Source organism: Pseudomonas sp. PVC-5-1, from assembly GCF_057444345.1.
On the sequence record NZ_CM172024.1, the window covers coordinates 3,816,580 to 3,842,434 of the forward strand.

The following is a 25,855-nucleotide window of genomic DNA, read 5'->3' on the forward strand; positions in this document are numbered from 1 at the left end:
AATCCGCTCATCCGCAGGTAGTCCGCCATGGCCCGTACAACGCCCATCGAGCTGTACCGCAATATCGGTATCGTCGCCCACGTGGACGCCGGCAAGACCACGACCACCGAGCGGATCCTGTTCTACACCGGGGTCAACCACAAGATGGGCGAAGTGCACGATGGTGCCGCGACCATGGACTGGATGGCCCAGGAGCAGGAGCGCGGTATCACCATCACCTCGGCGGCGACCACTGCCTTCTGGCAGGGCTCGACCAAGCAGTTCGCCCACAAGTATCGCTTCAACATCATTGACACCCCGGGCCACGTCGACTTCACCATCGAGGTGGAGCGCTCGCTGCGCGTGCTCGATGGCGCGGTAGTGGTGTTCAGCGGCGCGGACGGGGTCGAACCGCAGTCCGAGACCGTATGGCGCCAGGCCAACAAGTACCACGTGCCGCGCCTGGCCTACATCAACAAGATGGACCGCCAGGGCGCCGACTTCCTGCGCGTGGTCAAGCAGATCGATCAGCGCCTGGGCCACCATCCGGTGCCGATCCAGCTGGCCATCGGCAGCGAAGAGAACTTCATCGGCCAGATCGACCTGGTGAAGATGAAGGCCATCTACTGGAACGATGCCGACCAAGGCACCAGCTACCGCGAAGAAGACATCCCTGCCGAGCTGCAGGCGCTGGCCGACGAATGGCGCGCGCACATGGTCGAGGCAGCGGCCGAGGCCGATGACGAACTGCTCACCAAGTTTCTCGAAGGCGAAGCGTTAAGCATCGAAGAGATCAAGGCCGGCCTGCGCAAACGCACCTTGAACAACGAGATCGTGCCGACCATTCTAGGCTCGTCGTTCAAGAACAAGGGCGTGCCGCTGATGCTCGACGCGGTCATCGACTACCTGCCCGCCCCGTCGGAGATCCCGGCCATCAAGGGCACCGACCCGGATGACGAAGAAAAGCACCTGGAGCGCCACGCCGACGACAGTGAGCCGTTCTCGGCCCTGGCATTCAAGATCGCCACCGACCCGTTCGTCGGCACCCTGACCTTCGCCCGGGTCTACTCCGGCGTGCTCAGCTCCGGCAACGCGGTGCTCAACTCGGTCAAGGGCAAGAAGGAACGCATCGGCCGCATGGTGCAGATGCATGCCAACCAGCGGGCTGAAATCAAGGATGTGTGCGCCGGCGACATCGCTGCGCTGATCGGCATGAAGGACGTGACCACCGGCGACACCCTGTGCGACATGGACAAGCCGATCATCCTCGAGCGCATGGACTTCCCCGACCCGGTAATTTCCGTGGCGGTGGAGCCAAAGACCAAGGCCGATCAGGAAAAAATGGGCATCGCCCTGGGCAAGCTGGCCCAGGAGGACCCGTCATTCCGCGTGCGCACCGACGAGGAGACCGGCCAGACCATTATCTCGGGCATGGGCGAGTTGCACCTGGACATCATCGTCGACCGCATGCGCCGCGAGTTCAACGTCGAGGCCAACATTGGCAAGCCACAGGTGGCCTACCGAGAGAAAATCCGCAACACCTGCGAGATCGAGGGCCGCTTCGTCCGCCAGTCCGGCGGCCGGGGCCAGTACGGCCACTGCTGGATCCGCTTCGCCCCCGGCGACGAGGGCAAGGAAGGCCTGGAGTTCATCAACGAGATCGTTGGCGGCGTGGTCCCACGCGAATACATCCCGGCTATCCAGAAAGGCATCGAGGAGCAGATGAAGAACGGCGTGCTGGCCGGCTACCCGCTGATCAACCTGAAGGCGGCGGTGTACGACGGCTCGTACCACGATGTCGATTCGAACGAAATGGCCTACAAGATCGCCGCCTCGATGGCCACCAAGCAGCTGTCGCAGAAAGGTGGGGCGGTGTTGCTGGAGCCGGTGATGAAGGTGGAGGTGGTGACCCCGGAGGAGTACCAGGGTGACATCCTCGGCGACCTGAGCCGGCGCCGCGGGATGATCCAGGACGGTGACGAAACGCCGGCCGGCAAGGTGATCCGTGCCGAGGTGCCGCTGGGCGAGATGTTCGGCTACGCCACCTCGATGCGCTCCATGACCCAGGGCCGGGCCAGCTTCTCGATGGAGTTCACCCGTTATGCCGAGGCACCGGCGAGCATTGCCGATGCCATCGTCAAGAAGAACCGCGGGGAGTGATTCGTTCGCCTGTGCTGGCCTCTTCGCGGCTAAAGCCGCTCCCACAGGGAATGCATACCCCCTGTAGGAGCGGCTTTAGCCGCGAAGAGGCCAGCACAGGCACCAACCCTTCTCAGTGCTGCTCCCCAGCCCGCTTCAGCAGCTTCTTGCAGCGCTCGGACAAATGCACCACCCGCAACTGCTTGCCCGCCCTCGCATACCGCTCCCGCAAGGTCTTCAACGCCGCAATCGCCGAATAATCGACAAAGCTCAAATGCTGGCAATCCAGGGTCACCTTGTCCGGGTCGTTAGCCGGGTCGAACTGGTTCAGGAACACCGTAGTCGAGGCAAAGAACAGCGTGCCATGCACCTGGTAATGCTTGCCGTCCTCTGCATCCTCATGGCTGTCGGCATACAGCTCCCGCGCATGCTGCCAGGCAAAGTTCACCGCCGCGATGACGATGCCGAACAGCACGGCCACGGCCAGGTCGGTGAACACGGTGACCACGGTCACCGCGATGATCGCCAGCACATCGCTCAGCGGCACCTTGTGCAGCACCCGCAAAGACGCCCAGGCAAAGGTTTGCTGCGCCACCACGAACATCACCCCGACCAGCGCCGCCAGCGGAATACGCTCGATCAACGGCGACAGGAACAACACGAACAGCAAGACCATAACCCCTGCCACCACCCCCGATAGCCGACCACGGCCATTGGAGCTGAGGTTGATCATGGTCTGGCCGATCATCGCGCAACCACCCATGCCACCGCACAGGCCGGAAACCATGTTGGCCGCGCCCAGCGCCACGCACTCGCGGTCCGGGTAGCCACGGCTCTCGGTGATTTCATCGGTCAGGTTGAGCGTAAGCAGGGTCTCAAGCAGGCCGACCATGGCCATCAGCACCGCATAGGGGGCGATGATCTTGAGGGTCTCGAGGTTCCACGGCACGTCCGGCAGGGCCAGCTGCGGCAGGCCACCGGCGATGCGCGCCATATCGCCCAGGGTGCGTGTGGGCAGGCCAAGCAGGTACACCAGCAAACCAACGCCAAGGATCGCCACCAGCGCTGGCGGCACCGTACGGGTCAACTTCGGCAGCACGTAGACCACCGCCATGGTCAGCGCCACCAGTCCAATCATCAGGTACAGCGGCGTACCGCTGAGCCAGTGCCCGCCCTCCTTGAAGTGTTCCAGTTGGGCCAAGGCGATAACGATGGCCAGGCCGTTGACGAAGCCGAGCATCACCGGGTACGGCACCAACCGCACCAGCTTGCCCAGGCGCAACAAGCCGAACAGGATCATCACCACGCCGCCCAGCAAAACCGTGGCCAGCAGGTACTGCGCACCGTGCTGCACCACCAGCGCAACGATCACCACCGCCATCGAGCCGGCGGCACCGGAAATCATCCCCGGTCGACCACCGAAAAGCGCCGTCAGGGTGCAGATGATGAAGGCGCCATACAGGCCCATCAGCGGGTTCAGGTGAGCCACCAGGGCAAAGGCGATGCACTCGGGCACCAAGGCGAACGAGGTGGTCAGGCCGGCGAGCACGTCGGCGCGAAGTCGGGCGGGTTTCATGGGCATCCTGTGAGGCAATCCGGGCGGACGGTACAAAAACAAGGGGCGCGATGTTACGGAATTTGTCTGACAGCGGCCACCGCTCAAGGGGATCTGTAACGTGAAACCAGCAGAAGCTGGGCAAATTTGCCATCATGAACATTCCACCTGCGGAGATCATGGACATGCCGCTACGCCCCCTATTCGCCGCCTTGCTACTGGCCGCCAGCCTCACTGCCCAGGCCGCCACCGAGGTATTGCCGCTACAACACCGCAGCAGCGCCGAACTGCTGCCCGCCGCCCAGGCATTCATCGGCAAGGACGGCACGGTCAGCGCCTTCGAGAACAAGCTGATCGTCAACGCCAGCCCCGAACGCATCGACGACCTGCGCACCCTGCTGCAACAACTGGATACTGCACCCAAGCGCCTGCTGATCAGCGTCGACAACAGCGACAGCAACTTCCAGGACAACCGTGGCAACGCGCGCGTCATCCACTATGGCACCAGCAACCGTGACGGCGGCATGCAGCAGATTCAGGCCAGCGAAGGCCAGCCGGCGCTGATCCAGATTGGCCAGAGCATCCCGATCACCAGCACCAGCACCGACGGCTACGGGCGCATCCAGAGCAATACCGAATACCGCAACGTGACCCAGGGTTTCTACGTCACCCCCAGCTTGAGTGGCGATACGGTTCGTCTGCAAATAAGCACCAATAATGACCGCATCAGCCAGGAACGTGCTGATGTAGTGAAAGTGCAAAGCACCGACACGACCATCACCGGCAAGCTCGGAGAATGGATCACACTGGCGGGCTACAACCAGCAGAGCCAAGCCGACCGTAGCGCATCAAGCCACAGTTACAGCACCCAACGGGGTGAAAACATGACTTTGCGCGTCAAAGTCGACCTTCTCGACTGATCCCAGGCAATTCAAGGCCTCGACCAAAGGCCTTGAAACTGACTGCCAAGTCGCATTAGACCAAAGATGTAGTAAGTGAAAAAAATCACTACAAAACATTTGACAGGGTCTTTTTCCCAAGGGCATGATGGCCTCGCTCCCGCTAATCAGGGGCCCTGGCAAGGGCCTTCGAGGCGCGCTCCTCCCACCCCTGGAGGCGTCTCGTGTCTATACGGCCCACAAGGCGGTTCGACGGGATTGCGACTGCAACGAAGAAGTTGTCCCGAGGGACGGAAGCGCATCACCGCAGTACTGGCAATCGCGTAGCACCGCAGCAAGGCAACCACGAGCCGACCTGCCGGAGCACCCTTTCGCCTGGCCTGCACACCCTTCCCCTTCGAGCCTTCGCGTTCGCCGCCGCACTCCTGCGAACAGGACAGCCGCCAGCTCCTGATCTGCTCCGAGCATCAGCACAATTACCCCAAGATCGATGCGACGAGGTTTATTTCCATGGCACTGACACGCGAACAGCAAATTGCAGCCCTCGAGAAAGACTGGGCCGAGAACCCGCGCTGGAAAGGCGTGACCCGTACCTACACCGCCGCTGATGTCGTTCGCCTGCGTGGCTCCCTGCAGCCGGAGCACACCCTGGCCCGCCTGGGTGCAGAAAAACTGTGGAAGCTGGTCACCGAAGGTGCCCACCCGTCCTTCCGCCCAGAAAAAGATTTCGTCAACTGCATGGGCGCCCTGACCGGCGGCCAGGCAGTGCAGCAGGTCAAGGCCGGCATCCAGGCCATCTACCTGTCCGGCTGGCAGGTTGCCGCCGACAACAACTCGGCCGAGTCCATGTACCCTGACCAGTCGCTGTACCCGGTCGACTCGGTACCGACCGTGGTCAAGCGCATCAACAACGCCTTCCGCCGCGCCGACCAGATCCAGTGGAAAGCCGGCAAGAACCCGGGCGACGATGGCTACATCGACTACTTCGCACCGATCGTGGCCGACGCCGAAGCCGGTTTCGGTGGCGTACTGAACGCCTACGAGCTGATGAAGAACATGATCGAAGCAGGCGCCGCCGGTGTGCACTTCGAAGACCAGCTGGCCTCGGTGAAAAAATGCGGCCACATGGGTGGCAAGGTACTGGTACCGACCCAGGAAGCCGTGCAAAAGCTGGTGGCCGCGCGCCTGGCAGCTGACGTATCGGGCGTGCCGACCATCATCCTGGCCCGTACCGACGCCAACGCCGCCGACCTGCTGACCAGCGACTGCGACCCTTACGACCAGCCGTTCGTGATTGGCGAGCGCACCCGTGAAGGCTTCTACAAGGTACGCGCCGGCCTCGACCAGGCCATCGCCCGCGGCCTGGCCTACGCGCCGTACGCCGACCTGATCTGGTGCGAAACCGCCAAGCCGGACCTGGACGAAGCCCGCCGCTTCGCCGAAGCGATCAAGAAGGAGTATCCGGACCAGATCCTGTCGTACAACTGCTCGCCTTCCTTCAACTGGAAGAAGAACCTGGACGACGCAACCATCGCCAAGTTCCAGCGCGAGCTGTCGGCAATGGGCTACAAGCACCAGTTCATCACCCTGGCCGGCATCCACAACATGTGGCACGGCATGTTCAACCTGGCGCACGACTACGCCCGCAACGACATGACCGCCTACGTGAAGCTGCAGGAGCAGGAATTTGCTGACGCCAACAAAGGCTACACCTTCGTGGCGCACCAGCAGGAAGTGGGCACTGGCTACTTCGACGACATGACCACCGTGATTCAGGGTGGCGCATCGTCGGTGACTGCACTGACCGGTTCGACCGAGGAAGAGCAGTTCCACTGATAGTGGGTTGCTGTTGAAGAAAGGCCCGAGGCTTGTTGAAGCTCCGGGCCTTTCTTTTTGGTCTGTATCACACCCTTCAAGGACAACAGGTTAGCGCCGAACATGTGGGAGCGGCCTTGCGTCGCGAAAGGGCCGCAAAGCGGCCCCGGCAATCTTGCGATGATGCACAAATCCCGGGGGTGCTTCGCACCCCAATCGCGACGCAAGGCCGCTCCCACAGGAGAAATCGCGCCTGTCGGTAGCACCTCAGTGCTTCATGCCCAGCTCGGCATCATCCATCAGTGCCTTGGCCATCGCGCTCAGATAGTGGGCGGCCCAGATCATCATGGGTTTCTCATCCATCAGGCCGGTGATGGTCAGTTCGCGCACATAGCCCATCAGCTCCGAGGACTGCTCGCGGGCATCCCGACAAGGAATGCCGGGCTCGATGCGGAACAGTGGGTGAGTACCGTTTTCACCTTGGTAGAAGGTGGTTTTGCCGACGGTGAACTGGGTGTCTTCTGTTGTCATTGATCATTCCCCTGAAAACTCTCGACTGCCAGGGCCGGCCTCTTCGCGGGCTCGCCCGCTCCCACAGGTACAGTACAAACCTTGAAGGCTGTGGTGATCCTGTGGGAGCGGGCGTGCCCGCGAAAGGACCGGCCCTGGCAACACATTAATCAGCCCTAGTGTGAAGTCCTGGGCTCTGCGGGCATCTGCACCTGAACCAATGCCGACTCAAGCAAAGCCCGCAGCGCCTCCAGCTCATGCATCGAGGTCATCATCAGGATCGAAGCCGGGGATTTGGGCTGCAGCAGCAAGGCCTGATGCACCACGGTCGCCGCGCACAGCGCGTAGTCGGTGGCCTGGATCAGGGTGTCTTCGAGGGAATGGGGGTTGTGGGGTGGATCGGGGACAACTTTCAGCATGACTCGCTCCTTTCTTTCCTGTTTGGCCACCATCCGCCCGCTGTCAAACGGTTGGGTGGCAGCTATGCGCGGGTTGACAGACCGGTGGAAAGAAAGAAAGACCGGCGCACGCAAGCGTGCCCACACGCACAGCCGCCATTGAGGCAAAGCAAGTGCACCTTCTTTCAATTCCGGCCTGTCAAAGCCGTGTCGTTGATGTGCAACGACACGCCGAGACTAGAGCGCTGCCCCAGCAGCCGCAACGGAAAAAAGGCGACAGGAGTATGTTTGGGAAATGGCCTACATGGAAGGGGACAAATCTGTTTTATGCCGCACTTCGGCAGCGCCTGCACCGGCCTATTCGCGGGTAAACCCACTCCTACATGGACCACCTATCGTTGTAGGAGCGGGTTTACCCGCGAAAGGGCCGGTACAGAAGGAAGCAAAACCCTGGATCAGGTCTATGCTTGAGGCAGCACAGCCGCAAGGACTGCCCATGCTTCGTCCAAGCCACCTGATGATTCTCGCCCTGACCGCCGCCGCCCTCTATATATATGCACTGGCCAGCGACAGCACCCTGCTCGCCCTCCTGGCCAAACCGATCCCGGTACTGACCCTGATCGCCTGGCTGCGCAGCACCCCTGCCACACCTTATCGCCGCTGGATCACCCTCGGCCTGGCCTTCTCGGTACTCGGCGACATCCTGCTGGCCATCCCCGCCGACCTGTTCGTGTTCGGCCTTGCTGCCTTCCTCTGCGCCCACCTGGCCTACCTGCGCGCCTATTGCAGCCAGACCCTGCGCCCAGCCCTGCCCGCACTGCTGCTGAGCGGCATCACCGGCATCACTCTGCTCGGCGTACTGGCCAGCCACGGCCTCGGCCCACTACTGATCCCGGTCGTGCTCTACGCCTTGGCCATCAGCGCCATGCTCTGGCGCGCCCTGGCCTGTGGCGGGCTCGCCGCGCTCGGCGCCTGCCTGTTCGTGCTCTCCGACAGCCTGATCGGTATCGACCGCTTCGTCAGCCCGTTCGCCGCCGCGCCGTACCTGATCATCCTCACCTACTGGCTCGGCCAATGGGCGATCGCTTCATCAGCCAGTCATCGCTCAATCGGTAAAGTATTGACCCAGGGCGGGGCAAGCGGCGTCAGAAGATGCTAGAACAGGCGTTTTTTGCATTTGCAAGTAGGGGGAATCGCCAGATGAACTTTACAAGACACAGAACAACGGAAATATCAGACATCAGATCAAATGATATTAATTATCATTTCGAAACTTGCAATTCGTTACCATTCGCAGGAAACATAATTAACAAAACCGCACGCAATGCCCGAATCTCAAGGCTTTCAGCCAGTTACAAGCGGCTTTTGTACTTAATCCTACGAATAAATTTGCTACAGAAATTTTACTTGCACGGGGTTTACCCATAAAATCAGCGCGATTGATTCAGCTGCGACATTTGGTCACTGCATGTGCGACACCAGGTCGCCGCTCTACACTTATTTCAGACTGCAGAGCTGGGTCTCTGTATAAGGATCTCTAGCATGTCCGATTCGGCAGGACTCATCGCCCACAACTGGGGCTTTGCCATCTTCCTTCTGGGTGTCGTCGGCCTGTGCGCCTTCATGCTCGGCCTGTCCAGCCTGCTCGGTAGCAAGGCCTGGGGCCGCGCCAAGAACGAACCCTTCGAATCCGGCATGCTGCCCGTCGGCAGCGCCCGCCTGCGCCTGTCCGCCAAATTCTATCTGGTCGCGATGCTGTTCGTGATCTTCGATATCGAAGCCCTCTTTCTCTTTGCATGGTCTGTGTCCGTCCGCGAAAGCGGCTGGACCGGATTCGTCGAAGCACTCGTTTTCATAGCAATTCTGTTGGCTGGTCTTGTCTACCTATGGCGCGTCGGGGCACTTGATTGGGCTCCCGAAGGTCGCCGCAAGCGGCAAGCGAAGCTGAAACAATGAGGCTTTGGCATGCAATACAATCTCACCAGAATCGATCCGGATGCGCCCAACGAGCAGTACCCGGTCGGTGAACGGGAAACCGTCACCGATCAACTGCTGGAGGACCAGGTCCACAAGAACATCTTCATGGGCAAGCTTGAAGATGTGCTGCGTGGCGCGGTCAACTGGGGTCGCAAGAACTCCCTCTGGCCGTACAACTTCGGCCTGTCCTGCTGCTACGTGGAAATGACCACGGCCTTCACGGCACCCCACGACATCGCCCGCTTCGGCGCCGAAGTCATCCGGGCATCGCCGCGTCAGGCCGACTTCATGGTCATCGCCGGTACCTGCTTCGTCAAAATGGCGCCGATCATCCAGCGCCTGTACGAGCAGATGCTCGAGCCGAAATGGGTAATCTCCATGGGTTCGTGCGCCAACTCCGGCGGCATGTACGACATCTACTCGGTCGTTCAGGGGGTCGACAAGTTCCTCCCCGTGGACGTCTATGTGCCCGGCTGCCCGCCACGCCCTGAGGCTTTCCTGCAAGGCTTGATGCTGCTGCAGGAGTCGATCGGCCAAGAACGACGCCCGCTTTCCTGGGTTGTTGGTGATCAAGGTATTTACCGTGCCGAGATGCCAGCCCAGAAAGACCTGCGTCGTGAGCAGCGCATTGCAGTAACCAACCTGCGCAGCCCCGACGAAGTCTGATCCAGCGACCTGCCGCCCGCTCCCCTGGAGCCGGCGGCCTGGCTTCATTCTTAACGTTGACCCAAAGCGACCGAGACCATGACAGCGGACAACGCTATTTTCATTCCGCCCTACAAGGCTGACGACCAGGATGTGGTCGTCGAACTGCACAACCGTTTTGGCGCCGAAGCATTCGTCGCCCAGGAAACCCGCACCGGCATGCCCGTGCTGTGGGTCAAGCGCGAGCAGCTCAAGGAAGTGCTCAGCTTCCTGCGCGGCGTAGCCAAGCCCTACAGCATGCTGTACGACCTGCACGGCGTCGACGAGCGCCTGCGCACCCAGCGCCGCGGCCTGCCAGCCGCCGACTTCAGCGTGTTCTACCACCTGCTTTCGATCGAGCGTAACAGCGATGTGATGATCAAGGTGTCGCTCAGCGAAGGCGACCTGAACCTGCCGACCGTGACCGGTATCTGGCCGAACGCCAACTGGTACGAGCGCGAAGTCTGGGACATGTTCGGCATCGACTTTGCCGGCCACCCGCACCTCAGCCGCATCATGATGCCGCCCACCTGGGAAGGCCACCCGCTGCGCAAGGACTACCCGGCCCGCGCCACCGAGTTCGATCCCTACAGCCTGACCCTGGCCAAGCAGCAGCTTGAAGAGGAATCGGCACGCTTCAACCCTGAAGCCTGGGGCATGAAGCGCCAGGGCGCCAACGAGGACTACATGTTCCTCAACCTCGGCCCCAACCACCCTTCCGCGCACGGTGCCTTCCGTATCGTCCTGCAGCTGGACGGTGAAGAGATCGTCGACTGCGTACCGGACATTGGCTACCACCACCGTGGCGCCGAAAAAATGGCCGAACGCCAGTCCTGGCACAGCTTCATCCCCTACACCGACCGTATCGACTACCTCGGCGGGGTAATGAACAACCTGCCGTACGTGCTCGCGGTCGAGAAGCTGGCCGGCATCAAGGTGCCACAGAAGGTCGACACCATCCGCGTGATGCTGGCCGAGTTCTTCCGTATCACCAGCCACCTGCTGTTCCTGGGTACCTACATCCAGGACGTCGGCGCCATGACCCCGGTGTTCTTCACCTTCACCGACCGCCAGCGCGCGTACACCGTGATCGAAGCGATCACCGGTTTCCGCCTGCACCCGGCCTGGTACCGCATCGGTGGCGTTGCCCACGACCTGCCGCGCGGCTGGGACAAGCTGGTCAAGGACTTCGTCGAATGGCTGCCCAAGCGCCTCGACGAGTACGAAAAGGCCGCCCTGCAGAACAGCATCCTCAAGGGCCGTACCATCGGCGTTGCCGCGTACAACACCAAGGAAGCCCTGGCCTGGGGTACCACCGGTGCCGGCCTGCGTGCCACCGGTTGCGACTTCGACCTGCGTAAAGCCCGCCCCTACTCCGGTTACGAGAACTTCGAGTTCGAAGTACCGCTGGCCCACAACGGCGATGCCTACGATCGCTGCATGGTCCGTGTCGAGGAGATGCGCCAGAGTATCCGCATCATCGACCAGTGCCTGCGCAACATGCCGGAAGGCCCGTACAAGGCGGATCACCCGCTGACCACGCCGCCGCCGAAAGAGCGCACCCTGCAGCACATCGAAACCTTGATCACGCACTTCCTGCAAGTCTCGTGGGGCCCGGTCATGCCGGCCAACGAGTCGTTCCAGATGATCGAAGCGACGAAGGGCATCAACAGTTACTACCTGACGAGCGATGGCGGCACCATGAGCTACCGCACCCGGATCCGTACCCCGAGCTACCCGCACCTGCAGCAGATCCCTTCGGTGATCAAAGGCAGCATGGTCGCCGACCTCATTGCGTACCTGGGCAGTATCGACTTCGTTATGGCTGACGTGGACCGCTAAGCATGAACAGCACGCTTATCCAGACAGACCGTTTCGCCCTGAGCGAAACCGAGCGCTCGGCCATCGAGCACGAAATGCATCACTACGAGGACCCGCGCGCGGCGTCCATCGAAGCCCTGAAGATCGTCCAGAAGGAACGTGGCTGGGTGCCGGACGGCGCCATCCACGCCATCGGCGAAGTACTGGGCATCCCGGCCAGCGACGTCGAAGGTGTCGCCACCTTCTACAGCCAGATCTTCCGTCAGCCGGTCGGCCGCCACATCATCCGCGTGTGCGACAGCATGGTCTGCTACATCGGCGGCCATGAATCCGTGGTCAGCCAGATTCAAAGCGAACTGGGCATCGGCCTGGGCCAGACCACCGCCGACGGCCGCTTCACCCTGCTGCCGGTATGCTGCCTGGGCAACTGCGACAAGGCCCCGGCGCTGATGATCGACGACGACACCTTCGGTGACGTGCAGCCGGCTGGCGTTTCCAAATTGCTGGAGGGTTACGTATGACCATTACTTCCTTCGGCCCGGCCAACCGCATCGCGCGCACGGCCGAAACCCACCCGCTGACCTGGCGCCTGCGTGACGACGGCGAGCCGGTCTGGCTTGCCGAGTACGAATCGAAGAACGGCTACGCTGCCGCCCGCAAGGCGCTGGCGCAGATGTCGGCCGACGACATCGTGCAAAGCGTCAAGGACTCCGGCCTCAAGGGCCGCGGTGGTGCAGGCTTCCCCACTGGCGTGAAGTGGGGCCTGATGCCCAAAGACGAATCCATGAACATCCGCTACCTGCTGTGCAACGCGGACGAAATGGAGCCGAATACCTGGAAAGACCGCATGCTGATGGAGCAACAGCCCCATCTGCTGGTCGAGGGCATGCTGATCAGCGCCCGCGCCCTGAAGGCCTACCGTGGCTACATCTTCCTGCGTGGCGAATACACCACCGCAGCGAAGAACCTGAACCGCGCCATCGAGGAAGCCAAGGCCGCCGGCCTGCTGGGCAAGAACATCCTCGGCAGCGGTTTCGATTTCGAGCTGTTCGTGCACACCGGTGCCGGCCGCTACATCTGCGGTGAAGAAACCGCACTGATCAACTCGCTGGAAGGCCGCCGCGCCAACCCGCGCTCCAAGCCGCCCTTCCCTGCCGCCGTGGGCGTGTGGGGCAAGCCGACTTGCGTGAACAACGTCGAAACCCTGTGCAACGTCCCGGCCATCGTCGCCAACGGCAACGACTGGTACAAGTCGCTGGCCCGCGAAGGCAGCGAAGACCACGGCACCAAGCTGATGGGCTTCTCCGGCAAGGTGAAGAACCCGGGTCTGTGGGAACTGCCGTTCGGCGTCACCGCGCGCGAACTGTTCGAAGACTACGCCGGCGGCATGCGCGACGGCTTCAAGCTCAAGTGCTGGCAGCCAGGTGGCGCCGGTACCGGCTTCCTGCTGCCCGAGCACCTCGACGCGCAGATGTACGCCGGCGGCATCGCCAAGGTCGGCACCCGTATGGGTACCGGTCTGGCAATGGCGGTGGACGACAGCATCAACATGGTTTCGCTGCTGCGCAACATGGAAGAGTTCTTCGCCCGCGAATCGTGCGGCTGGTGCACCCCATGCCGTGACGGCCTGCCATGGAGCGTGAAGATGCTGCGCGCACTGGAGAAAGGCCAGGGCCGCGCCGAAGACATCGAGACGCTGCTGGGCCTGGTCAACTTCCTCGGCCCTGGCCGTACCTTCTGTGCTCACGCACCGGGTGCCGTCGAGCCGCTGGGCAGTGCCATCAAATACTTCCGGTCCGAGTTCGAGGCCGGTGTCGCTCCAGCTGCGGCTGGCGATGCCCTGCGCCCCGACCTGGCCAAGCCAATCCAGGCCGGGCCGATCGTGGTCGGCGCATAACAAGATGATTAAGGCGGGTGGTCCGTGCCACTCGCCAGCTTGCCGGCAGGCCCGAGAAATCGTGGCGTGTCGCAAGCTCACCGATTTCCATTAGCCACGCCCGCTCACGCGGGCCAACGAAGAACTTTGAACAATGGCCACTATCCACGTAGACGGCAAAGCGCTCGAAGTCAACGGTGCAGACAACCTGTTACAGGCCTGTCTGTCGCTCGGCCTCGACATCCCTTATTTCTGCTGGCACCCGGCGCTTGGTAGCGTTGGCGCCTGCCGGCAGTGCGCGGTCAAGCAGTACACCGACGAGAACGACACCCGCGGTCGTATCGTCATGTCCTGCATGACCCCTGCCTCCGACGGCACCTGGATCTCCATCGACGATGAAGAGTCCAAGGCGTTCCGCGCCAGCGTCGTCGAATGGCTGATGACCAACCACCCGCACGACTGCCCGGTGTGCGAGGAAGGCGGTCACTGCCACCTGCAGGACATGACGGTAATGACCGGCCACAACGAGCGCCGCTACCGTTTCACCAAGCGTACCCACCAGAACCAGGACCTCGGCCCGTTCATCGCCCATGAGATGAACCGCTGCATCGCCTGCTACCGCTGCGTGCGCTACTACAAGGACTATGCCGGTGGTACCGACCTGGGCGTTTACGGCGCCCACGACAACGTGTACTTCGGCCGCGTCGAAGACGGCGTGCTGGAAAGCGAATTCTCCGGCAACCTGACCGAGGTCTGCCCGACCGGCGTGTTCACCGACAAGACCCACTCCGAGCGCTACAACCGCAAGTGGGACATGCAGTTTGCCCCGAGCATCTGCCACGGCTGCTCCAGCGGCTGCAACATCAGCCCGGGCGAGCGCTACGGCGAACTGCGTCGGGTGGAAAACCGCTTCAACGGCTCGGTAAACCAGTACTTCCTGTGCGACCGTGGCCGCTTCGGCTATGGCTACGTCAACCGCAAGGATCGCCCACGCCAGCCACACCTGGCCGACGGCACCAAGCTGGGCCTGGACGCCGCCCTGGACAAGGCCGCCGACCTGCTGCGCGGCCGTACCATCGTCGGTATCGGCTCGCCACGCGCCAGCCTGGAAAGCAACTACGGCCTGCGTGAGCTGGTCGGTGCCGAGTACTTCTACTCGGGTATGGAAGCCGGCGAACTGGCCCGCGTACGCCTGGCCCTGAACGTGCTGAACAACAGCCCGCTGCCGGTCCCGACCCTGCGCGACATCGAAGACCACGACGCCGTGTTCGTGCTCGGTGAAGACCTGACCCAGACCGCTGCCCGCGTCGCCCTGGCCGTGCGCCAGGCCACCAAGGGCAAGGCCGAGGCCATGGCCGAAGCGATGAAGGTGCAGCCGTGGCTCGACGCCGCCGTGAAGAACATCGGCCAGCACGCGCTGTACCCGCTGTTCATCGCTTCGCTGGCTGAAACCAAGCTGGACGACGTCGCCGAAGAATGCGTGCACGCCGCCCCGGCCGACCTGGCCCGCATCGGTTTCGCCGTGGCCCACGCCATCGACCCGAGCGCCCCTGCCGTCGAAGGCCTGGACGCCGAAGCGAAAGCCCTGGCCCAGCGCATCGCCGACGCGCTGGTCGCGGCCAAGCGCCCACTGGTCGTAGCCGGTACCTCGCTGGCCGACCCCGCGCTGATCGAAGCCGCCGCCAACATCGCCAAGGCGCTGAAGCTGCGCGAGAAGAACGGCTCGCTGAGCCTGGTGGTGCCTGAAGCCAACAGCCTCGGCCTGGCCATGCTCGGTGGCGAGTCGGTCGATGCCGCGCTGGACGCGGTCATCAGTGGCAAGGCCGACGCCATCGTCGTGCTGGAAAACGACCTGTACGCCCGCGTACCGGCCGCCAAGGTCGATGCAGCCCTGGCCGCGGCCAAGGTAGTGATCGTTGCCGACCACTCGAAAACCCCGACTGTCGACCGCGCCCACCTGGTGCTGCCGGCCGCCTCGTTCGCCGAAGGCGACGGTACCCTGGTCAGCCAGGAAGGCCGCGCCCAGCGCTTCTTCCAGGTCTTCGACCCGCAATACCTGGACAGCAGCATCCAGATCCACGAAGGCTGGCGCTGGATGCACGCCCTGCGTGCCACCCTGCTGAACAAGCCGGTCGACTGGACCCAGCTGGACCACGTCACCAGCGCCTGCGCCGAAGCCGCCCCGCAACTGGCCGGCATCGTCAACGCCGCGCCAAGCGCCGCGTTCCGCATCAAGGGCATGAAACTGGCCCGTGAGCCGCTGCGCTACTCCGGCCGTACCGCCATGCGCGCCAACATCAGCGTGCACGAGCCGCGTACTCCGCAAGACAAGGACACCGCGTTCGCCTTCTCCATGGAAGGCTACTCGGGTTCGGCCGAACCGCGTCAGCAAGTGCCGTTCGCCTGGTCGCCGGGCTGGAACTCGCCGCAAGCCTGGAACAAGTTCCAGGACGAGGTCGGTGGCCACCTGCGTGCCGGTGACCCGGGCGTACGCCTGATCGAACCGCAAGGCGACCGCCTGCACTGGTTCAATATAATTCCGGGCGCCTTCAACCCGGCCCGTGGTACCTGGACTGCCGTGCCGTTCTTCCACCTGTTCGGCAGCGAAGAAAGCTCCTCGCGCGCCGCCCCGGTGCAAGAGCGCATCCCGGCAGCCTACGTGGCCCTCGCCAAGTCCGAAGCCGACCGCCTGGGCGTCAACGACGGTGCCCTGCTGAGCCTGAACGTTGCCGGTGTGGCCCTGCGCCTGCCGCTGCGTATCAATGAAGAGCTGGGCGCTGGCCTGGTCGCGTTGCCGAAAGGCCTGGCCGGCATTCCGCCTGCCATCTTCGGTGCATCCGTCGAAGGTCTGCAGGAGGCAGCACAATGAGCTGGTTCACCCCCGAAGTGATCGATGTGATCCTGACCGTGCTGCGGGCCATCGTGGTCCTGCTGGCGGTGGTGGTCTGCGGCGCGCTGCTCAGCTTCGTCGAGCGCCGCCTGCTGGGCTGGTGGCAGGACCGTTACGGTCCGAACCGCGTCGGCCCGTTCGGCATGTTCCAGATCGCTGCCGACATGCTGAAGATGTTCTTCAAGGAAGACTGGAACCCGCCCTTCGTCGACCGCGTGATCTTCACCCTGGCACCGGTAGTGGCCATGAGCGCCCTGCTGATCGCCTTCGTGGTCATCCCGATCACCCCGACCTGGGGCGTCGCCGACCTGAACATCGGCCTGCTGTTCTTCTTCGCCATGGCCGGCCTGTCGGTCTACGCGGTGCTGTTCGCCGGCTGGTCGTCGAACAACAAGTACGCCCTGCTGGGCAGCTTGCGCGCCTCGGCACAGACCGTGTCGTACGAAGTGTTCCTGGGCCTGGCGCTGATGGGCGTGGTGGTGCAGGTGGGTTCGTTCAACATGCGCGACATCGTTGAATACCAAGCCCAGAACCTGTGGTTCATCATTCCGCAGTTCTTCGGCTTCTGCACCTTCTTCATCGCTGGCGTCGCCGTGACTCACCGTCACCCGTTCGACCAGCCAGAAGCGGAACAGGAACTGGCCGACGGCTACCACATCGAGTATGCCGGCATGAAATGGGGCATGTTCTTCGTCGGTGAGTACATCGGCATCATCCTCATCTCGGCACTGCTGGTAACCCTGTTCTTCGGCGGCTGGCACGGCCCGTTCGGCATCCTGCCGCAACTGTCGTTCCTGTGGTTCGCGCTGAAGACCGCGTTCTTCATCATGCTGTTCATCCTGCTGCGCGCCTCGATCCCGCGCCCACGCTATGACCAGGTGATGGACTTCAGCTGGAAGTTCTGCCTGCCGCTGACCCTGATCAATTTGCTGGTGACCGCTGCGATCGTGCTCTACAACACGCCAGCCGTCGCGGCCCAGTGAGGATTTGACCCATGTTCAAGTATATCGGCGACATCGTTAAGGGCACCGGCACCCAGCTGCGCAGCCTGGCAATGGTGTTCTCCCACGGGTTCCGCAAGCGCGACACCCTGCAGTACCCCGAAGAACCCGTGTACCTGCCGCCGCGCTACCGCGGTCGCATCGTCCTCACCCGCGACCCCGATGGCGAGGAGCGCTGCGTAGCGTGCAACCTCTGCGCGGTGGCCTGCCCGGTCGGCTGCATCTCGCTGCAGAAGGCCGAGACCGAGGACGGCCGCTGGTACCCGGAGTTCTTCCGCATCAACTTCTCGCGCTGCATCTTCTGCGGCCTGTGTGAAGAAGCGTGCCCGACCACCGCGATCCAGCTGACTCCGGATTTCGAAATGGCCGAGTTCAAGCGTCAGGACCTGGTGTACGAGAAAGAAGATCTGCTGATCTCCGGCCCCGGCAAGAACCCTGACTACAACTTCTACCGTGTTGCCGGCATGGCAATCGCTGGCAAGCCGAAGGGCTCTGCACAGAACGAAGCCGAGCCGATCAACGTGAAGAGCTTGCTCCCATAAGGACAGAAAGATGGAATTCGCTTTCTACTTCGCATCCGGGATCGCCGTGGTCTCCACCCTTCGGGTGGTGACCGGCACCAACCCCGTGCACGCCTTGCTTTACCTGATCATTTCGCTGATTTCCGTGGCCATGATCTTCTTCGCCCTGGGTGCGCCGTTCGCCGGCGCCCTGGAAGTGATCGCCTACGCCGGCGCCATCATGGTGCTGTTCGTGTTCGTGGTGATGATGCTCAACCTCGGGCCGGCTTCGGTCGCCCAGGAACGGGGCTGGCTCAAGCCCGGTATCTGGGCCGGGCCGGTGATCCTCGCCGCCCTGCTGCTGCTGGAGCTGCTGTACGTGCTGTTCGTCACCCCGAGCGGAGCCGGCATCAGCGGTACCACCGTGGGCCCGAAAGAAGTCGGCATCAGCCTGTTCGGCCCTTACCTGCTGGTGGTCGAACTGGCTTCGATGCTGCTGCTGGCCGCGGCCGTCACCGCCTTCCACCTGGGCCGCAACGAGGCGAAGGAGTAAATCATGGGTGCTATCCCTCTCGAGCATGGTCTGGCGGTCGCCGGCATCCTGTTCTGCTTAGGTCTGGTTGGCCTGATGGTCCGCCGCAACATCCTCTTCGTGCTCATGAGCCTGGAAGTCATGATGAACGCCTCTGCCCTGGCGTTCGTCGTCGCCGGTGCCCGTTGGGTCCAGCCCGACGGCCAGGTGATGTTCATTCTGGTGATCAGCCTGGCAGCCGCCGAGGCCAGTATTGGCCTGGCCATCCTGCTGCAGCTGTATCGCCGCTTCCACACTCTCGACATCGATGCTGCCAGTGAGATGCGCGGATGAACCTTCTCTTCCTGACTTTCGTCTTCCCCCTCGTCGGCTTCCTGCTGCTGTCGTTCTCGCGCGGGCGGTTCTCGGAGAACCTGTCCGCCCTGATCGGCGTCGGCTCGGTAGGCCTTTCGGCCGCCACCGCCGCCTACGTCATCTGGCAATTCAACGTCGCCCCGCCTGAGGGCGGCGCGTACAGCCAGCTGCTGTGGCAGTGGATGTCGGTGGACGGCTTCGCGCCGAACTTCACCCTGTACCTGGACGGCCTGTCGGTCACCATGCTGGGCGTGGTCACCGGTGTCGGCTTCCTGATCCACCTGTTCGCCTCCTGGTACATGCGTGGCGAAGCCGGCTACTCGCGCTTCTTCGCGTACACCAACCTGTTCATCGCCAGCATGCTGTTCCTGGTGCTGGGCGACAACCTGCTGTTCATCTACTTCGGCTGGGAAGGCGTGGGCCTGTGCTCGTACCTGTTGATCGGTTTCTACTACAGCAACCGCAACAACGGTAACGCGGCACTCAAGGCATTCATCGTCACCCGTATCGGCGACGTGTTCATGGCCATCGGCCTGTTCATCCTGTTCGTCCAGCTGGGTACCCTGAACGTGCAGGAACTGCTGGTGCTGGCACCGCAGAAGTTCCAGGCTGGCGACACCTGGATGGTGCTGGCAACCCTGATGCTGCTGGGTGGTGCGGTCGGTAAATCGGCCCAGCTGCCACTGCAGACCTGGCTGGCCGACGCGATGGCCGGCCCTACTCCGGTCTCCGCGCTGATCCACGCGGCAACCATGGTGACCGCGGGCGTGTACCTGATCGCCCGTACCAACGGCCTGTTCCTGCTGGCGCCGGACATCCTGCACCTGGTAGGGGTGGTCGGTGGCGTGACCCTGGTACTGGCCGGCTTCGCCGCGCTGGTGCAGACCGACATCAAGCGTATCCTCGCCTACTCGACCATGAGCCAGATCGGCTACATGTTCCTGGCCCTGGGCGTTGGCGCCTGGGACGCGGCGATCTTCCACCTGATGACCCACGCCTTCTTCAAGGCCCTGCTGTTCCTTGCCTCCGGTGCGGTGATCGTTGCCTGCCACCACGAGCAGGACATCTTCAAGATGGGCGGCCTGTGGAAGAAACTGCCGCTGGCCTACGCCAGCTTCGTGGTCGGTGGCGCTGCCCTGGCTGCCCTGCCGATCGTGACCGTGGGCTTCTACTCCAAGGACGAGATCCTCTGGGAAGCCTTCGCCAGCGGCAACACCGGCCTGCTGTACGCCGGCCTGGTCGGTGCGTTCATGACCTCGCTGTACACCTTCCGCCTGATCTTCATCGCCTTCCACGGCGAAGCCAAGACCGAAGCCCACGCTGGCCACGGCATCAGCCACTGGCTGCCGCTGGGCGTGCTGATCGTGCTGTCGACCTTCGTCGGCGCCTGGATCACCCCGCCGCTGGCAGGTGTGCTGCCTGAAAGCGCCGGCCACGCCGGTGGCGAAGCCAAGCACGCGCTGGAGATCACTTCGGGCGCCATCGCCATCGCCGGTATCCTGCTGTCGGCCCTGCTGTTCCTGGGCAAGCGCCGCTTCGTCAGCGCCGTCGCCAACAGCGGTATCGGTCGTGTCCTGTCGGCCTGGTGGTTCGCCGCCTGGGGCTTCGACTGGATCTACGACAAGCTGTTCGTCAAACCTTACCTGCTGATCAGCCACATCCTGCGCAAGGATCCGGTTGACCGCAGCATCGGCCTGATTCCTCGCCTGGCTCGCGGCGGCCACGTCGCCATGAGCAAGACCGAGACCGGCCAGCTGCGCTGGTACACCGCTTCGATCGCCGTTGGCGCAGTGCTGGTACTCGGCGCTGTGGTAGTGGCCGCGGTATGACCATGAACCTTGCGAACCTTGCGACCCTGCAAAAGGAAACGAACCCGTCATGATTTTGCCTTGGCTGATCCTGATCCCCTTCATCGGCGGCTTCCTGTGCTGGCTGGGTGAGCGCTTCGGCGCCACCCTGCCGCGCTGGATCGCGCTGCTGACCATGTCCCTTCTGCTCGGCATCGGCCTGTGGCTGTGGGGTAACGGCGACTACACCCTGGCCCCCGCTCCGGGCGCCGAGCCTGCCTGGGCCCTGGAATACAAAGTCCAGTGGATCCAGCGTTTCGGCATCAGCATCCACCTGGCCCTCGACGGCCTGTCGCTGCTGATGATCCTGCTCACCGGCCTGCTCGGTGTGCTGTCGGTACTGTGTTCCTGGAAAGAGATCCAGCGTCACGTCGGCTTCTTCCACCTCAACCTGATGTGGATCCTTGGCGGCGTGGTCGGTGTGTTCCTGGCCCTGGACCTGTTCCTGTTCTTCTTCTTCTGGGAAATGATGCTGGTGCCGATGTACTTCCTCATCGCGCTCTGGGGTCACAGTTCGTCGGACGGCAAGAAGACCCGGATCTACGCGGCGACCAAGTTCTTCATCTTCACCCAGGCCAGCGGCCTGATCATGCTGGTGGCGATCCTCGGCCTGGTGCTGGTCAACTACACCAACACCGGCGTGATCACCTTCAACTACAGCGACCTGCTCAAGGCCGAACTGCCAGCCGGTACCGAATACCTGCTGATGCTGGGCTTCTTCATCGCCTTCGCGGTGAAGCTGCCGGTGGTGCCGTTCCACTCCTGGCTGCCTGACGCTCACGCCCAGGCACCGACCGCAGGTTCCGTGGACCTGGCCGGTATCTTGCTGAAGACTGCGGCCTACGGCCTGCTGCGCTTCGCCCTGCCGCTGTTCCCGAACGCTTCGGCCGAGTTTGCGCCAATCGCCATGACCCTGGGCCTGATCGGTATCTTCTACGGTGCCTTCCTGGCCTTTGCGCAAACCGACATCAAGCGCCTGGTCGCCTTCTCCAGCGTCTCGCACATGGGCTTCGTGCTGATCGGTATCTATTCCGGCAGCCAGCAAGCCCTGCAAGGCGCGGTGATCCAGATGCTGGCCCACGGCCTGTCCGCTGCCGCGCTGTTCATCCTGGCCGGCCAGCTGTACGAGCGCTTGCACACCCGTGACATGCGCCAGATGGGTGGCCTGTGGCACCGCATCGCCTACCTGCCAGCCATCAGCCTGTTCTTCGCCGCCGCCTCCCTGGGCCTGCCCGGTACAGGCAACTTCGTCGGCGAGTTCCTGATCCTGATCGGCAGCTTCGCCAGCGTGCCTTGGATCACCGTGATCGCCACCACTGGCCTGGTGTTCGGTTCGGTGTACTCGCTGATCATGATCCACCGCGCCTACTTCGGCCCGGCCAAGACCGACACCGTGCTGGCCGGCATGGACGGACGCGAACTGATCATGGTCCTGGGTCTGGCGGTACTGCTGATCCTGCTGGGCGTGTATCCGCAGCCGTTCCTCGACACCTCTGCCGCCACCATGAGTGGTGTGCAGCAGTGGCTCGGTTCCGCTTTCACTCAACTCGCTTCGGCCCGGTAAGAGCGCTATGGAATTCACCACTCAACACTTCATCGCATTGGCGCCGATGCTGATCACCACCATCACCACGGTGGTGGTGATGCTGGCGATCGCCTGGAAGCGCAACCACTCGCAGACCTTCCTGCTGTCCACCGTGGGCCTCAACCTGGCCCTGCTGTCGATCCTGCCGGCGCTGAAGGTTGCGCCGCTGGCGGTCACCCCGCTGATCACCATCGACAAGTTCGCCTGCCTGTACATGGCGATCATCCTGGTGGCGACGCTGGCCTGCGTCACCCTTGCCCACGCCTACCTCGGCGAAGGCTCCAAGGGTTTCCCGGGCAACCGTGAAGAACTGTACCTGCTGCTGCTGATGTCGGCCCTCGGTGGCCTGGTGCTGGTCAGCGCCAACCACCTGGCCGGCCTGTTCATCGGCCTGGAGCTGCTGTCGGTACCGGTCTATGGCCTGGTGGCGTATGCCTTCTTCAACAAGCGCTCGCTGGAAGCCGGCATCAAGTACATGGTGCTGTCGGCCGCAGGCTCGGCCTTCCTGCTGTTCGGCATGGCCTTGCTGTACGCCGACGCCGGCAGCCTGAGCTTCGACCAGATCGGCAAGGCCCTGGCCGCCACCAGCATGCCAAGCCTGGTGGCCCAGCTGGGCCTGGGCATGATGCTGGTCGGCCTGGCCTTCAAACTGTCGCTGGTACCGTTCCACCTGTGGACCCCGGACGTGTACGAAGGCGCCCCGGCACCGGTCGCCGCCTTCCTGGCAACCGCCAGCAAGGTTGCGGTGTTCGCCGTTGTCGTGCGTCTGTTCATGCTCTCCCCTGCTGCCAGCAGCGGCGCGCTGAGCACCGTACTGGCGGTGATTGCCGTGGCCTCGATCCTGATCGGCAACCTGCTGGCACTGACCCAGAGCAACCTCAAGCGCCTGCTCGGTTACTCGTCCATCGCCCACTTCGGTTACCTGGTCATCGCCCTGGTCGCCAGCAAGGGCCTGGCCCTGGAAGCCATGGGCGTGTACCTGGTCACCTACGTGATCACCAGCCTGGGCGCCTTCGGTGTCATCACCCTGATGTCCTCGCCTTACGGCGGCCGTGACGCCGATGCACTGTACGAGTACCGCGGCCTGTTCTGGCGCCGTCCGTACCTGACTGCGGTACTGACCGTGATGATGCTGTCGCTGGCGGGTATCCCGCTGACTGCCGGCTTCATCGGCAAGTTCTACATCATTGCCACTGGCGTCGAGTCGCACCTGTGGTGGCTGGTCGGTGCCCTGGTGATCGGTAGCGCCATCGGCGTCTACTACTACCTGCGCGTCATGGTCACCCTGTACCTGGTCGAGCCGAACCTGCGTCGCCACGACGCCCCGCTGAAATGGGAACAGCGCACCGGCGGCGTCATGCTGCTGGCCATCGCCATTCTCGCCTTCGTGCTGGGTGTGTACCCGCAACCGCTGCTGGAAATGGTCCAGCAAGCCGGCCTGCAACTGATCGGCTGATCGCCCCGGCAAAACAAGACACCCCGCTTATGCGGGGTGTTTTTTTATCTGCACGCTTTTATCCGTGAGCATGAAGGCTTATTCACCAGGATTGTCCTGGACGGCCCCCGGCAGCGCTGCCTTGCGTAAATCACCGTTGGCCGAAGGCAGGTACACTTCCGGGTTGGGCATGCCGCTGGGCGAGAGCTCATGGGTCATCTCGAACTCGGCACGCACCGACCAGCCACAGGCCTCGTTGGTGCATTGCAAATAGGCGATCCGCAGGAAAATATGACGCCCTTCACTGGTGCGTATACGCATCCGGCTGTGGCAATGCGGGCAAACCAGCTTGTATGTACTCACGGCAAGTACCTGCAAGCATTGTTCGGGCTTACCTTCTGTGAGAATAGTCGTCCGGTTTTGTCAGTATTGGCTGCACATATAGGTGTATTCTTCAGTTTGATGCTTCTCATTGCAGGAATGCTCCTTAAAACGCAGGGCTGTATTCATAACGAGTAGTTTAAGCCCATGGAATATCATTAAACCAGTCATGGATATTAGTTATGAGTACCCACGTACTTGCTTCGGTGCTGACCAGGCTGAAGCTTCTGACCGCTACGGAATCTGACGCCGAGCTGTCCAGAGCGCTCTCGATCAGCCCGCAGACATTGAGCAGCTGGAAGGTGCGCGACAGCATTCCTTATTCACTTTGCATAGACATCGCCAGGCAGTATGCGTGCTCACTGGACTGGCTTCTGCTGGGTGAACCCGAGCGACATCGCGCAGGCCTGGACGACGAAGGCTGGGAACAGGACATGCTCGCGCGCCTGCGCACCCTGTCGCTTGCCGATCGCCAAGCCGTTCTCCTGCTGGTTCAGGACAAGCAACGCATCCAGCAGCTGGAGCGGCAATTGAGCGCGCTGACCAGTCGCTCGCCCAATGCCGGCAGCGGCTAGCCCCGGCGGCGCCAGCGCTGGATGAGTTCACGCGGATCCAGCGTATCCAGCCAGACCATCACCTTGAGGCTGATGGGGATCACCACCACGGCAGCCACGAACCCCGCCATGCCACGGCTCAGCAAGGGCACCAGTGACGAAACCAGCGGCTCGAACAGGTGGCCAACCCCCACGGTCACGAACACCAGCAAGAGTTTCTTGCCCAGCGTCAGGCGCCTGGCCTTGTTGGTGATCAACCGGTCGCGCGCCGCGCTCACCAGCAAAGCCCCCAGCAGCGCGGCGAACAGGACATTGCCATCCACGCCCAGCAACTCCACCAGCGCCGGGGCCAGGCTGTCGAAAACAGATTCTTCAGTCATGGGCAGCCTCTCGGTGTGCGGCGGGCAGGTAGGCGGTCGAGCCCAGGTTACGCATGACCGCGGCTTCGACAAAGCGGATGTAGCACACCTGCAATGCACGCCCGTGGTCATGCCCGGCCACATCCTCGAGGCGCTTGTAGCCCCGCTCTCGCAACACCGCGCGCCAGCGCGCGAATTCGCGTGCCGCGTCGATGGCAGCGCAGCGTGCGGCCACCTCCAGCGCAGCCTCACTGACAGGCCGCTGCAGGTTCAGGCGCTCACGCAGCCTGCCCAGGTCCACCCGTGGCCAGAACGGGTCATGGCAGTCGGCAAAACGCGGTAACCGAGGATCGTTGCCCATGCTTCACCCCCTCACTGCTCGGCCAGCATGCCGTAGCGAATGGCCTTGATCACTGCAGCCACCCGTGTGGGCACATCGAATTTGCGCAGGATGTTCGACACATGGAAGTTCACCGTCGATTCTTTGCATTCCAGGATCTGGCCAATCTCCCACGAGCTCTTTCCGTAGGCACACCACAACAGCACTTGCCGTTCACGTGGCGTCAGGCGAACCGGGGCGTCCGCCAGGGGTTGCTGCGAATGTCGTGCGTTGTCAGTCATGTTTGAACTCCACGGGTGATTGAGCGAGGCATCGCTGCCGGTCTGCAATCACCTTACGAAGCGCGGGTCGCCCAGCTCCATCGCTGCGGCTTGTAAAGAACTTTCGTACAAAACCGTCTGACGAAGGTTGCGCGATATTTGTC

At 62.7% G+C, this 25,855-nt stretch carries 25 protein-coding genes; 18 read left to right on the forward strand and 7 right to left on the reverse strand.

Going from position 1 to position 25,855, the window contains the following annotated elements; genetic code table 11:
• The first annotated feature begins 27 nt into the window (after positions 1–27).
• The gene (gene fusA / locus AC2T3R_RS17550) at positions 28–2,139 is read left to right on the forward strand and encodes an elongation factor G (RefSeq protein ID WP_054572494.1); all 2,112 of its coding nucleotides are present in this window, start codon (positions 28–30) and stop codon (positions 2,137–2,139) included.
• A 112-nt stretch (positions 2,140–2,251) separates the two neighbouring features.
• Here fusA and AC2T3R_RS17555 read toward each other — a convergent pair whose 3' ends face one another.
• Positions 2,252–3,694, reverse strand: a complete 1,443-nt coding sequence (locus AC2T3R_RS17555; protein ID WP_486744031.1) for a SulP family inorganic anion transporter — start codon at positions 3,692–3,694, stop codon at positions 2,252–2,254.
• Positions 3,695–3,858: 164 nt separating this feature from the next.
• Between AC2T3R_RS17555 and AC2T3R_RS17560 the strand changes: the two genes are divergently transcribed.
• Positions 3,859–4,593, forward strand: coding sequence for a secretin N-terminal domain-containing protein (locus AC2T3R_RS17560; RefSeq protein ID WP_486744032.1), 735 nt, complete (start codon positions 3,859–3,861; stop codon positions 4,591–4,593).
• Positions 4,594–5,082: 489 nt separating this feature from the next.
• Entirely contained in the window at positions 5,083–6,408 is a 1,326-nt protein-coding gene (aceA, locus tag AC2T3R_RS17565; RefSeq protein ID WP_013973380.1) for an isocitrate lyase, read from the forward strand.
• Between the two features lie 246 nt (positions 6,409–6,654).
• Here aceA and AC2T3R_RS17570 read toward each other — a convergent pair whose 3' ends face one another.
• Complete coding sequence (locus AC2T3R_RS17570; RefSeq protein ID WP_023660664.1) at positions 6,655–6,918, reverse strand: DUF3077 domain-containing protein; 264 nt, start codon at positions 6,916–6,918, stop codon at positions 6,655–6,657.
• A 155-nt stretch (positions 6,919–7,073) separates the two neighbouring features.
• A complete protein-coding gene (locus tag AC2T3R_RS17575) occupies positions 7,074–7,316 on the reverse strand; it encodes a hypothetical protein (protein ID WP_023660665.1) in 243 nt (80 codons plus the stop codon).
• Positions 7,317–7,791: 475 nt separating this feature from the next.
• Between AC2T3R_RS17575 and AC2T3R_RS17580 the strand changes: the two genes are divergently transcribed.
• The 14 genes from AC2T3R_RS17580 (at position 7,792) to nuoN (ending at position 23,818) form a co-directional block, all read left to right on the forward strand.
• Positions 7,792–8,454, forward strand: a complete 663-nt coding sequence (locus AC2T3R_RS17580) for a lysoplasmalogenase (protein WP_410952599.1) — start codon at positions 7,792–7,794, stop codon at positions 8,452–8,454.
• 383 nt (positions 8,455–8,837) lie between these two features.
• Positions 8,838–9,251: an NADH-quinone oxidoreductase subunit A gene (locus tag AC2T3R_RS17585; RefSeq protein ID WP_003251427.1), complete on the forward strand. Its 414-nt coding sequence runs from the start codon at positions 8,838–8,840 to the stop codon at positions 9,249–9,251.
• 9 nt (positions 9,252–9,260) lie between these two features.
• Complete coding sequence (locus AC2T3R_RS17590; RefSeq protein ID WP_003251429.1) at positions 9,261–9,938, forward strand: NuoB/complex I 20 kDa subunit family protein; 678 nt, start codon at positions 9,261–9,263, stop codon at positions 9,936–9,938.
• Positions 9,939–10,016: 78 nt separating this feature from the next.
• On the forward strand, positions 10,017–11,798 hold the full coding sequence (nuoC, locus tag AC2T3R_RS17595; protein ID WP_013973384.1) for an NADH-quinone oxidoreductase subunit C/D: 1,782 nt from the start codon (positions 10,017–10,019) through the stop codon (positions 11,796–11,798).
• Positions 11,799–11,800: 2 nt separating this feature from the next.
• Positions 11,801–12,298 (forward strand): NADH-quinone oxidoreductase subunit NuoE, encoded by a 498-nt coding sequence (gene nuoE, locus AC2T3R_RS17600; RefSeq protein ID WP_003251433.1) that lies wholly within the window; start codon positions 11,801–11,803, stop codon positions 12,296–12,298.
• A complete protein-coding gene (gene nuoF / locus AC2T3R_RS17605; RefSeq protein WP_015271053.1) occupies positions 12,295–13,674 on the forward strand; it encodes an NADH-quinone oxidoreductase subunit NuoF in 1,380 nt (459 codons plus the stop codon). Before nuoE ends, nuoF begins: the two co-directional genes overlap by 4 nt.
• Positions 13,675–13,807: 133 nt before the next feature.
• A complete protein-coding gene (gene nuoG, locus AC2T3R_RS17610; protein ID WP_486744033.1) occupies positions 13,808–16,522 on the forward strand; it encodes an NADH-quinone oxidoreductase subunit NuoG in 2,715 nt (904 codons plus the stop codon).
• A complete protein-coding gene (nuoH, locus tag AC2T3R_RS17615; protein ID WP_003251440.1) occupies positions 16,519–17,526 on the forward strand; it encodes an NADH-quinone oxidoreductase subunit NuoH in 1,008 nt (335 codons plus the stop codon). The genes nuoG and nuoH overlap by 4 nt, the downstream gene beginning before the upstream one ends.
• Positions 17,527–17,537: 11 nt before the next feature.
• The gene (gene nuoI, locus AC2T3R_RS17620) at positions 17,538–18,086 is read left to right on the forward strand and encodes an NADH-quinone oxidoreductase subunit NuoI (protein WP_003251442.1); all 549 of its coding nucleotides are present in this window, start codon (positions 17,538–17,540) and stop codon (positions 18,084–18,086) included.
• A gap of 10 nt (positions 18,087–18,096) precedes the next feature.
• A complete protein-coding gene (nuoJ, locus tag AC2T3R_RS17625) occupies positions 18,097–18,597 on the forward strand; it encodes an NADH-quinone oxidoreductase subunit J (RefSeq protein ID WP_003261007.1) in 501 nt (166 codons plus the stop codon).
• Between the two features lie 3 nt (positions 18,598–18,600).
• Positions 18,601–18,909 (forward strand): NADH-quinone oxidoreductase subunit NuoK, encoded by a 309-nt coding sequence (nuoK, locus tag AC2T3R_RS17630; protein ID WP_003251446.1) that lies wholly within the window; start codon positions 18,601–18,603, stop codon positions 18,907–18,909.
• Positions 18,906–20,759, forward strand: a complete 1,854-nt coding sequence (nuoL, locus tag AC2T3R_RS17635) for an NADH-quinone oxidoreductase subunit L (RefSeq protein WP_013973388.1) — start codon at positions 18,906–18,908, stop codon at positions 20,757–20,759. Before nuoK ends, nuoL begins: the two co-directional genes overlap by 4 nt.
• Before the next feature lie 49 nt (positions 20,760–20,808).
• Positions 20,809–22,341: an NADH-quinone oxidoreductase subunit M gene (gene nuoM / locus AC2T3R_RS17640; protein ID WP_015271056.1), complete on the forward strand. Its 1,533-nt coding sequence runs from the start codon at positions 20,809–20,811 to the stop codon at positions 22,339–22,341.
• A gap of 7 nt (positions 22,342–22,348) precedes the next feature.
• A complete protein-coding gene (gene nuoN, locus AC2T3R_RS17645) occupies positions 22,349–23,818 on the forward strand; it encodes an NADH-quinone oxidoreductase subunit NuoN (RefSeq protein WP_013973390.1) in 1,470 nt (489 codons plus the stop codon).
• A gap of 78 nt (positions 23,819–23,896) precedes the next feature.
• Here nuoN and AC2T3R_RS17650 read toward each other — a convergent pair whose 3' ends face one another.
• The gene (locus AC2T3R_RS17650) at positions 23,897–24,160 is read right to left on the reverse strand and encodes an Ogr/Delta-like zinc finger protein (RefSeq protein WP_023662582.1); all 264 of its coding nucleotides are present in this window, start codon (positions 24,158–24,160) and stop codon (positions 23,897–23,899) included.
• Positions 24,161–24,360: 200 nt separating this feature from the next.
• On the opposite strand from AC2T3R_RS17650, the gene AC2T3R_RS17655 reads away from it, so the two are divergent.
• Complete coding sequence (locus tag AC2T3R_RS17655; RefSeq protein WP_367244543.1) at positions 24,361–24,753, forward strand: helix-turn-helix domain-containing protein; 393 nt, start codon at positions 24,361–24,363, stop codon at positions 24,751–24,753.
• Here the strand turns inward: AC2T3R_RS17655 and AC2T3R_RS17660 are convergent.
• Genes AC2T3R_RS17660 through AC2T3R_RS17670 form a run of 3 tightly spaced genes read right to left on the reverse strand, consistent with a single transcriptional unit; the run spans position 24,750 to position 25,712 of the window.
• A complete protein-coding gene (locus AC2T3R_RS17660) occupies positions 24,750–25,112 on the reverse strand; it encodes a hypothetical protein (protein ID WP_410952600.1) in 363 nt (120 codons plus the stop codon). The genes AC2T3R_RS17655 and AC2T3R_RS17660 overlap by 4 nt on opposite strands.
• Positions 25,105–25,452 (reverse strand): head completion/stabilization protein, encoded by a 348-nt coding sequence (locus AC2T3R_RS17665; RefSeq protein WP_486744034.1) that lies wholly within the window; start codon positions 25,450–25,452, stop codon positions 25,105–25,107. Before AC2T3R_RS17665 ends, AC2T3R_RS17660 begins: the two co-directional genes overlap by 8 nt.
• 11 nt (positions 25,453–25,463) lie before the next feature.
• Entirely contained in the window at positions 25,464–25,712 is a 249-nt protein-coding gene (locus AC2T3R_RS17670) for a helix-turn-helix domain-containing protein (RefSeq protein ID WP_003261017.1), read from the reverse strand.
• Positions 25,713–25,855: the final 143 nt, after the last annotated feature.

Coding starts and splice junctions, on each gene's coding strand:
- fusA (WP_054572494.1), top strand. CDS start 28: ATGGCCCGTACAACGCCCATCGAGCTGTACCGCAATATCGGTATCGTC.
- AC2T3R_RS17555 (WP_486744031.1), bottom strand. CDS start 3,694: ATGAAACCCGCCCGACTTCGCGCCGACGTGCTCGCCGGCCTGACCACC.
- AC2T3R_RS17560 (WP_486744032.1), top strand. CDS start 3,859: ATGCCGCTACGCCCCCTATTCGCCGCCTTGCTACTGGCCGCCAGCCTC.
- aceA (WP_013973380.1), top strand. CDS start 5,083: ATGGCACTGACACGCGAACAGCAAATTGCAGCCCTCGAGAAAGACTGG.
- AC2T3R_RS17570 (WP_023660664.1), bottom strand. CDS start 6,918: ATGACAACAGAAGACACCCAGTTCACCGTCGGCAAAACCACCTTCTAC.
- AC2T3R_RS17575 (WP_023660665.1), bottom strand. CDS start 7,316: ATGCTGAAAGTTGTCCCCGATCCACCCCACAACCCCCATTCCCTCGAA.
- AC2T3R_RS17580 (WP_410952599.1), top strand. CDS start 7,792: ATGCTTCGTCCAAGCCACCTGATGATTCTCGCCCTGACCGCCGCCGCC.
- AC2T3R_RS17585 (WP_003251427.1), top strand. CDS start 8,838: ATGTCCGATTCGGCAGGACTCATCGCCCACAACTGGGGCTTTGCCATC.
- AC2T3R_RS17590 (WP_003251429.1), top strand. CDS start 9,261: ATGCAATACAATCTCACCAGAATCGATCCGGATGCGCCCAACGAGCAG.
- nuoC (WP_013973384.1), top strand. CDS start 10,017: ATGACAGCGGACAACGCTATTTTCATTCCGCCCTACAAGGCTGACGAC.
- nuoE (WP_003251433.1), top strand. CDS start 11,801: ATGAACAGCACGCTTATCCAGACAGACCGTTTCGCCCTGAGCGAAACC.
- nuoF (WP_015271053.1), top strand. CDS start 12,295: ATGACCATTACTTCCTTCGGCCCGGCCAACCGCATCGCGCGCACGGCC.
- nuoG (WP_486744033.1), top strand. CDS start 13,808: ATGGCCACTATCCACGTAGACGGCAAAGCGCTCGAAGTCAACGGTGCA.
- nuoH (WP_003251440.1), top strand. CDS start 16,519: ATGAGCTGGTTCACCCCCGAAGTGATCGATGTGATCCTGACCGTGCTG.
- nuoI (WP_003251442.1), top strand. CDS start 17,538: ATGTTCAAGTATATCGGCGACATCGTTAAGGGCACCGGCACCCAGCTG.
- nuoJ (WP_003261007.1), top strand. CDS start 18,097: ATGGAATTCGCTTTCTACTTCGCATCCGGGATCGCCGTGGTCTCCACC.
- nuoK (WP_003251446.1), top strand. CDS start 18,601: ATGGGTGCTATCCCTCTCGAGCATGGTCTGGCGGTCGCCGGCATCCTG.
- nuoL (WP_013973388.1), top strand. CDS start 18,906: ATGAACCTTCTCTTCCTGACTTTCGTCTTCCCCCTCGTCGGCTTCCTG.
- nuoM (WP_015271056.1), top strand. CDS start 20,809: ATGATTTTGCCTTGGCTGATCCTGATCCCCTTCATCGGCGGCTTCCTG.
- nuoN (WP_013973390.1), top strand. CDS start 22,349: ATGGAATTCACCACTCAACACTTCATCGCATTGGCGCCGATGCTGATC.
- AC2T3R_RS17655 (WP_367244543.1), top strand. CDS start 24,361: ATGAGTACCCACGTACTTGCTTCGGTGCTGACCAGGCTGAAGCTTCTG.
- AC2T3R_RS17660 (WP_410952600.1), bottom strand. CDS start 25,112: ATGACTGAAGAATCTGTTTTCGACAGCCTGGCCCCGGCGCTGGTGGAG.
- AC2T3R_RS17665 (WP_486744034.1), bottom strand. CDS start 25,452: ATGGGCAACGATCCTCGGTTACCGCGTTTTGCCGACTGCCATGACCCG.
- AC2T3R_RS17670 (WP_003261017.1), bottom strand. CDS start 25,712: ATGACTGACAACGCACGACATTCGCAGCAACCCCTGGCGGACGCCCCG.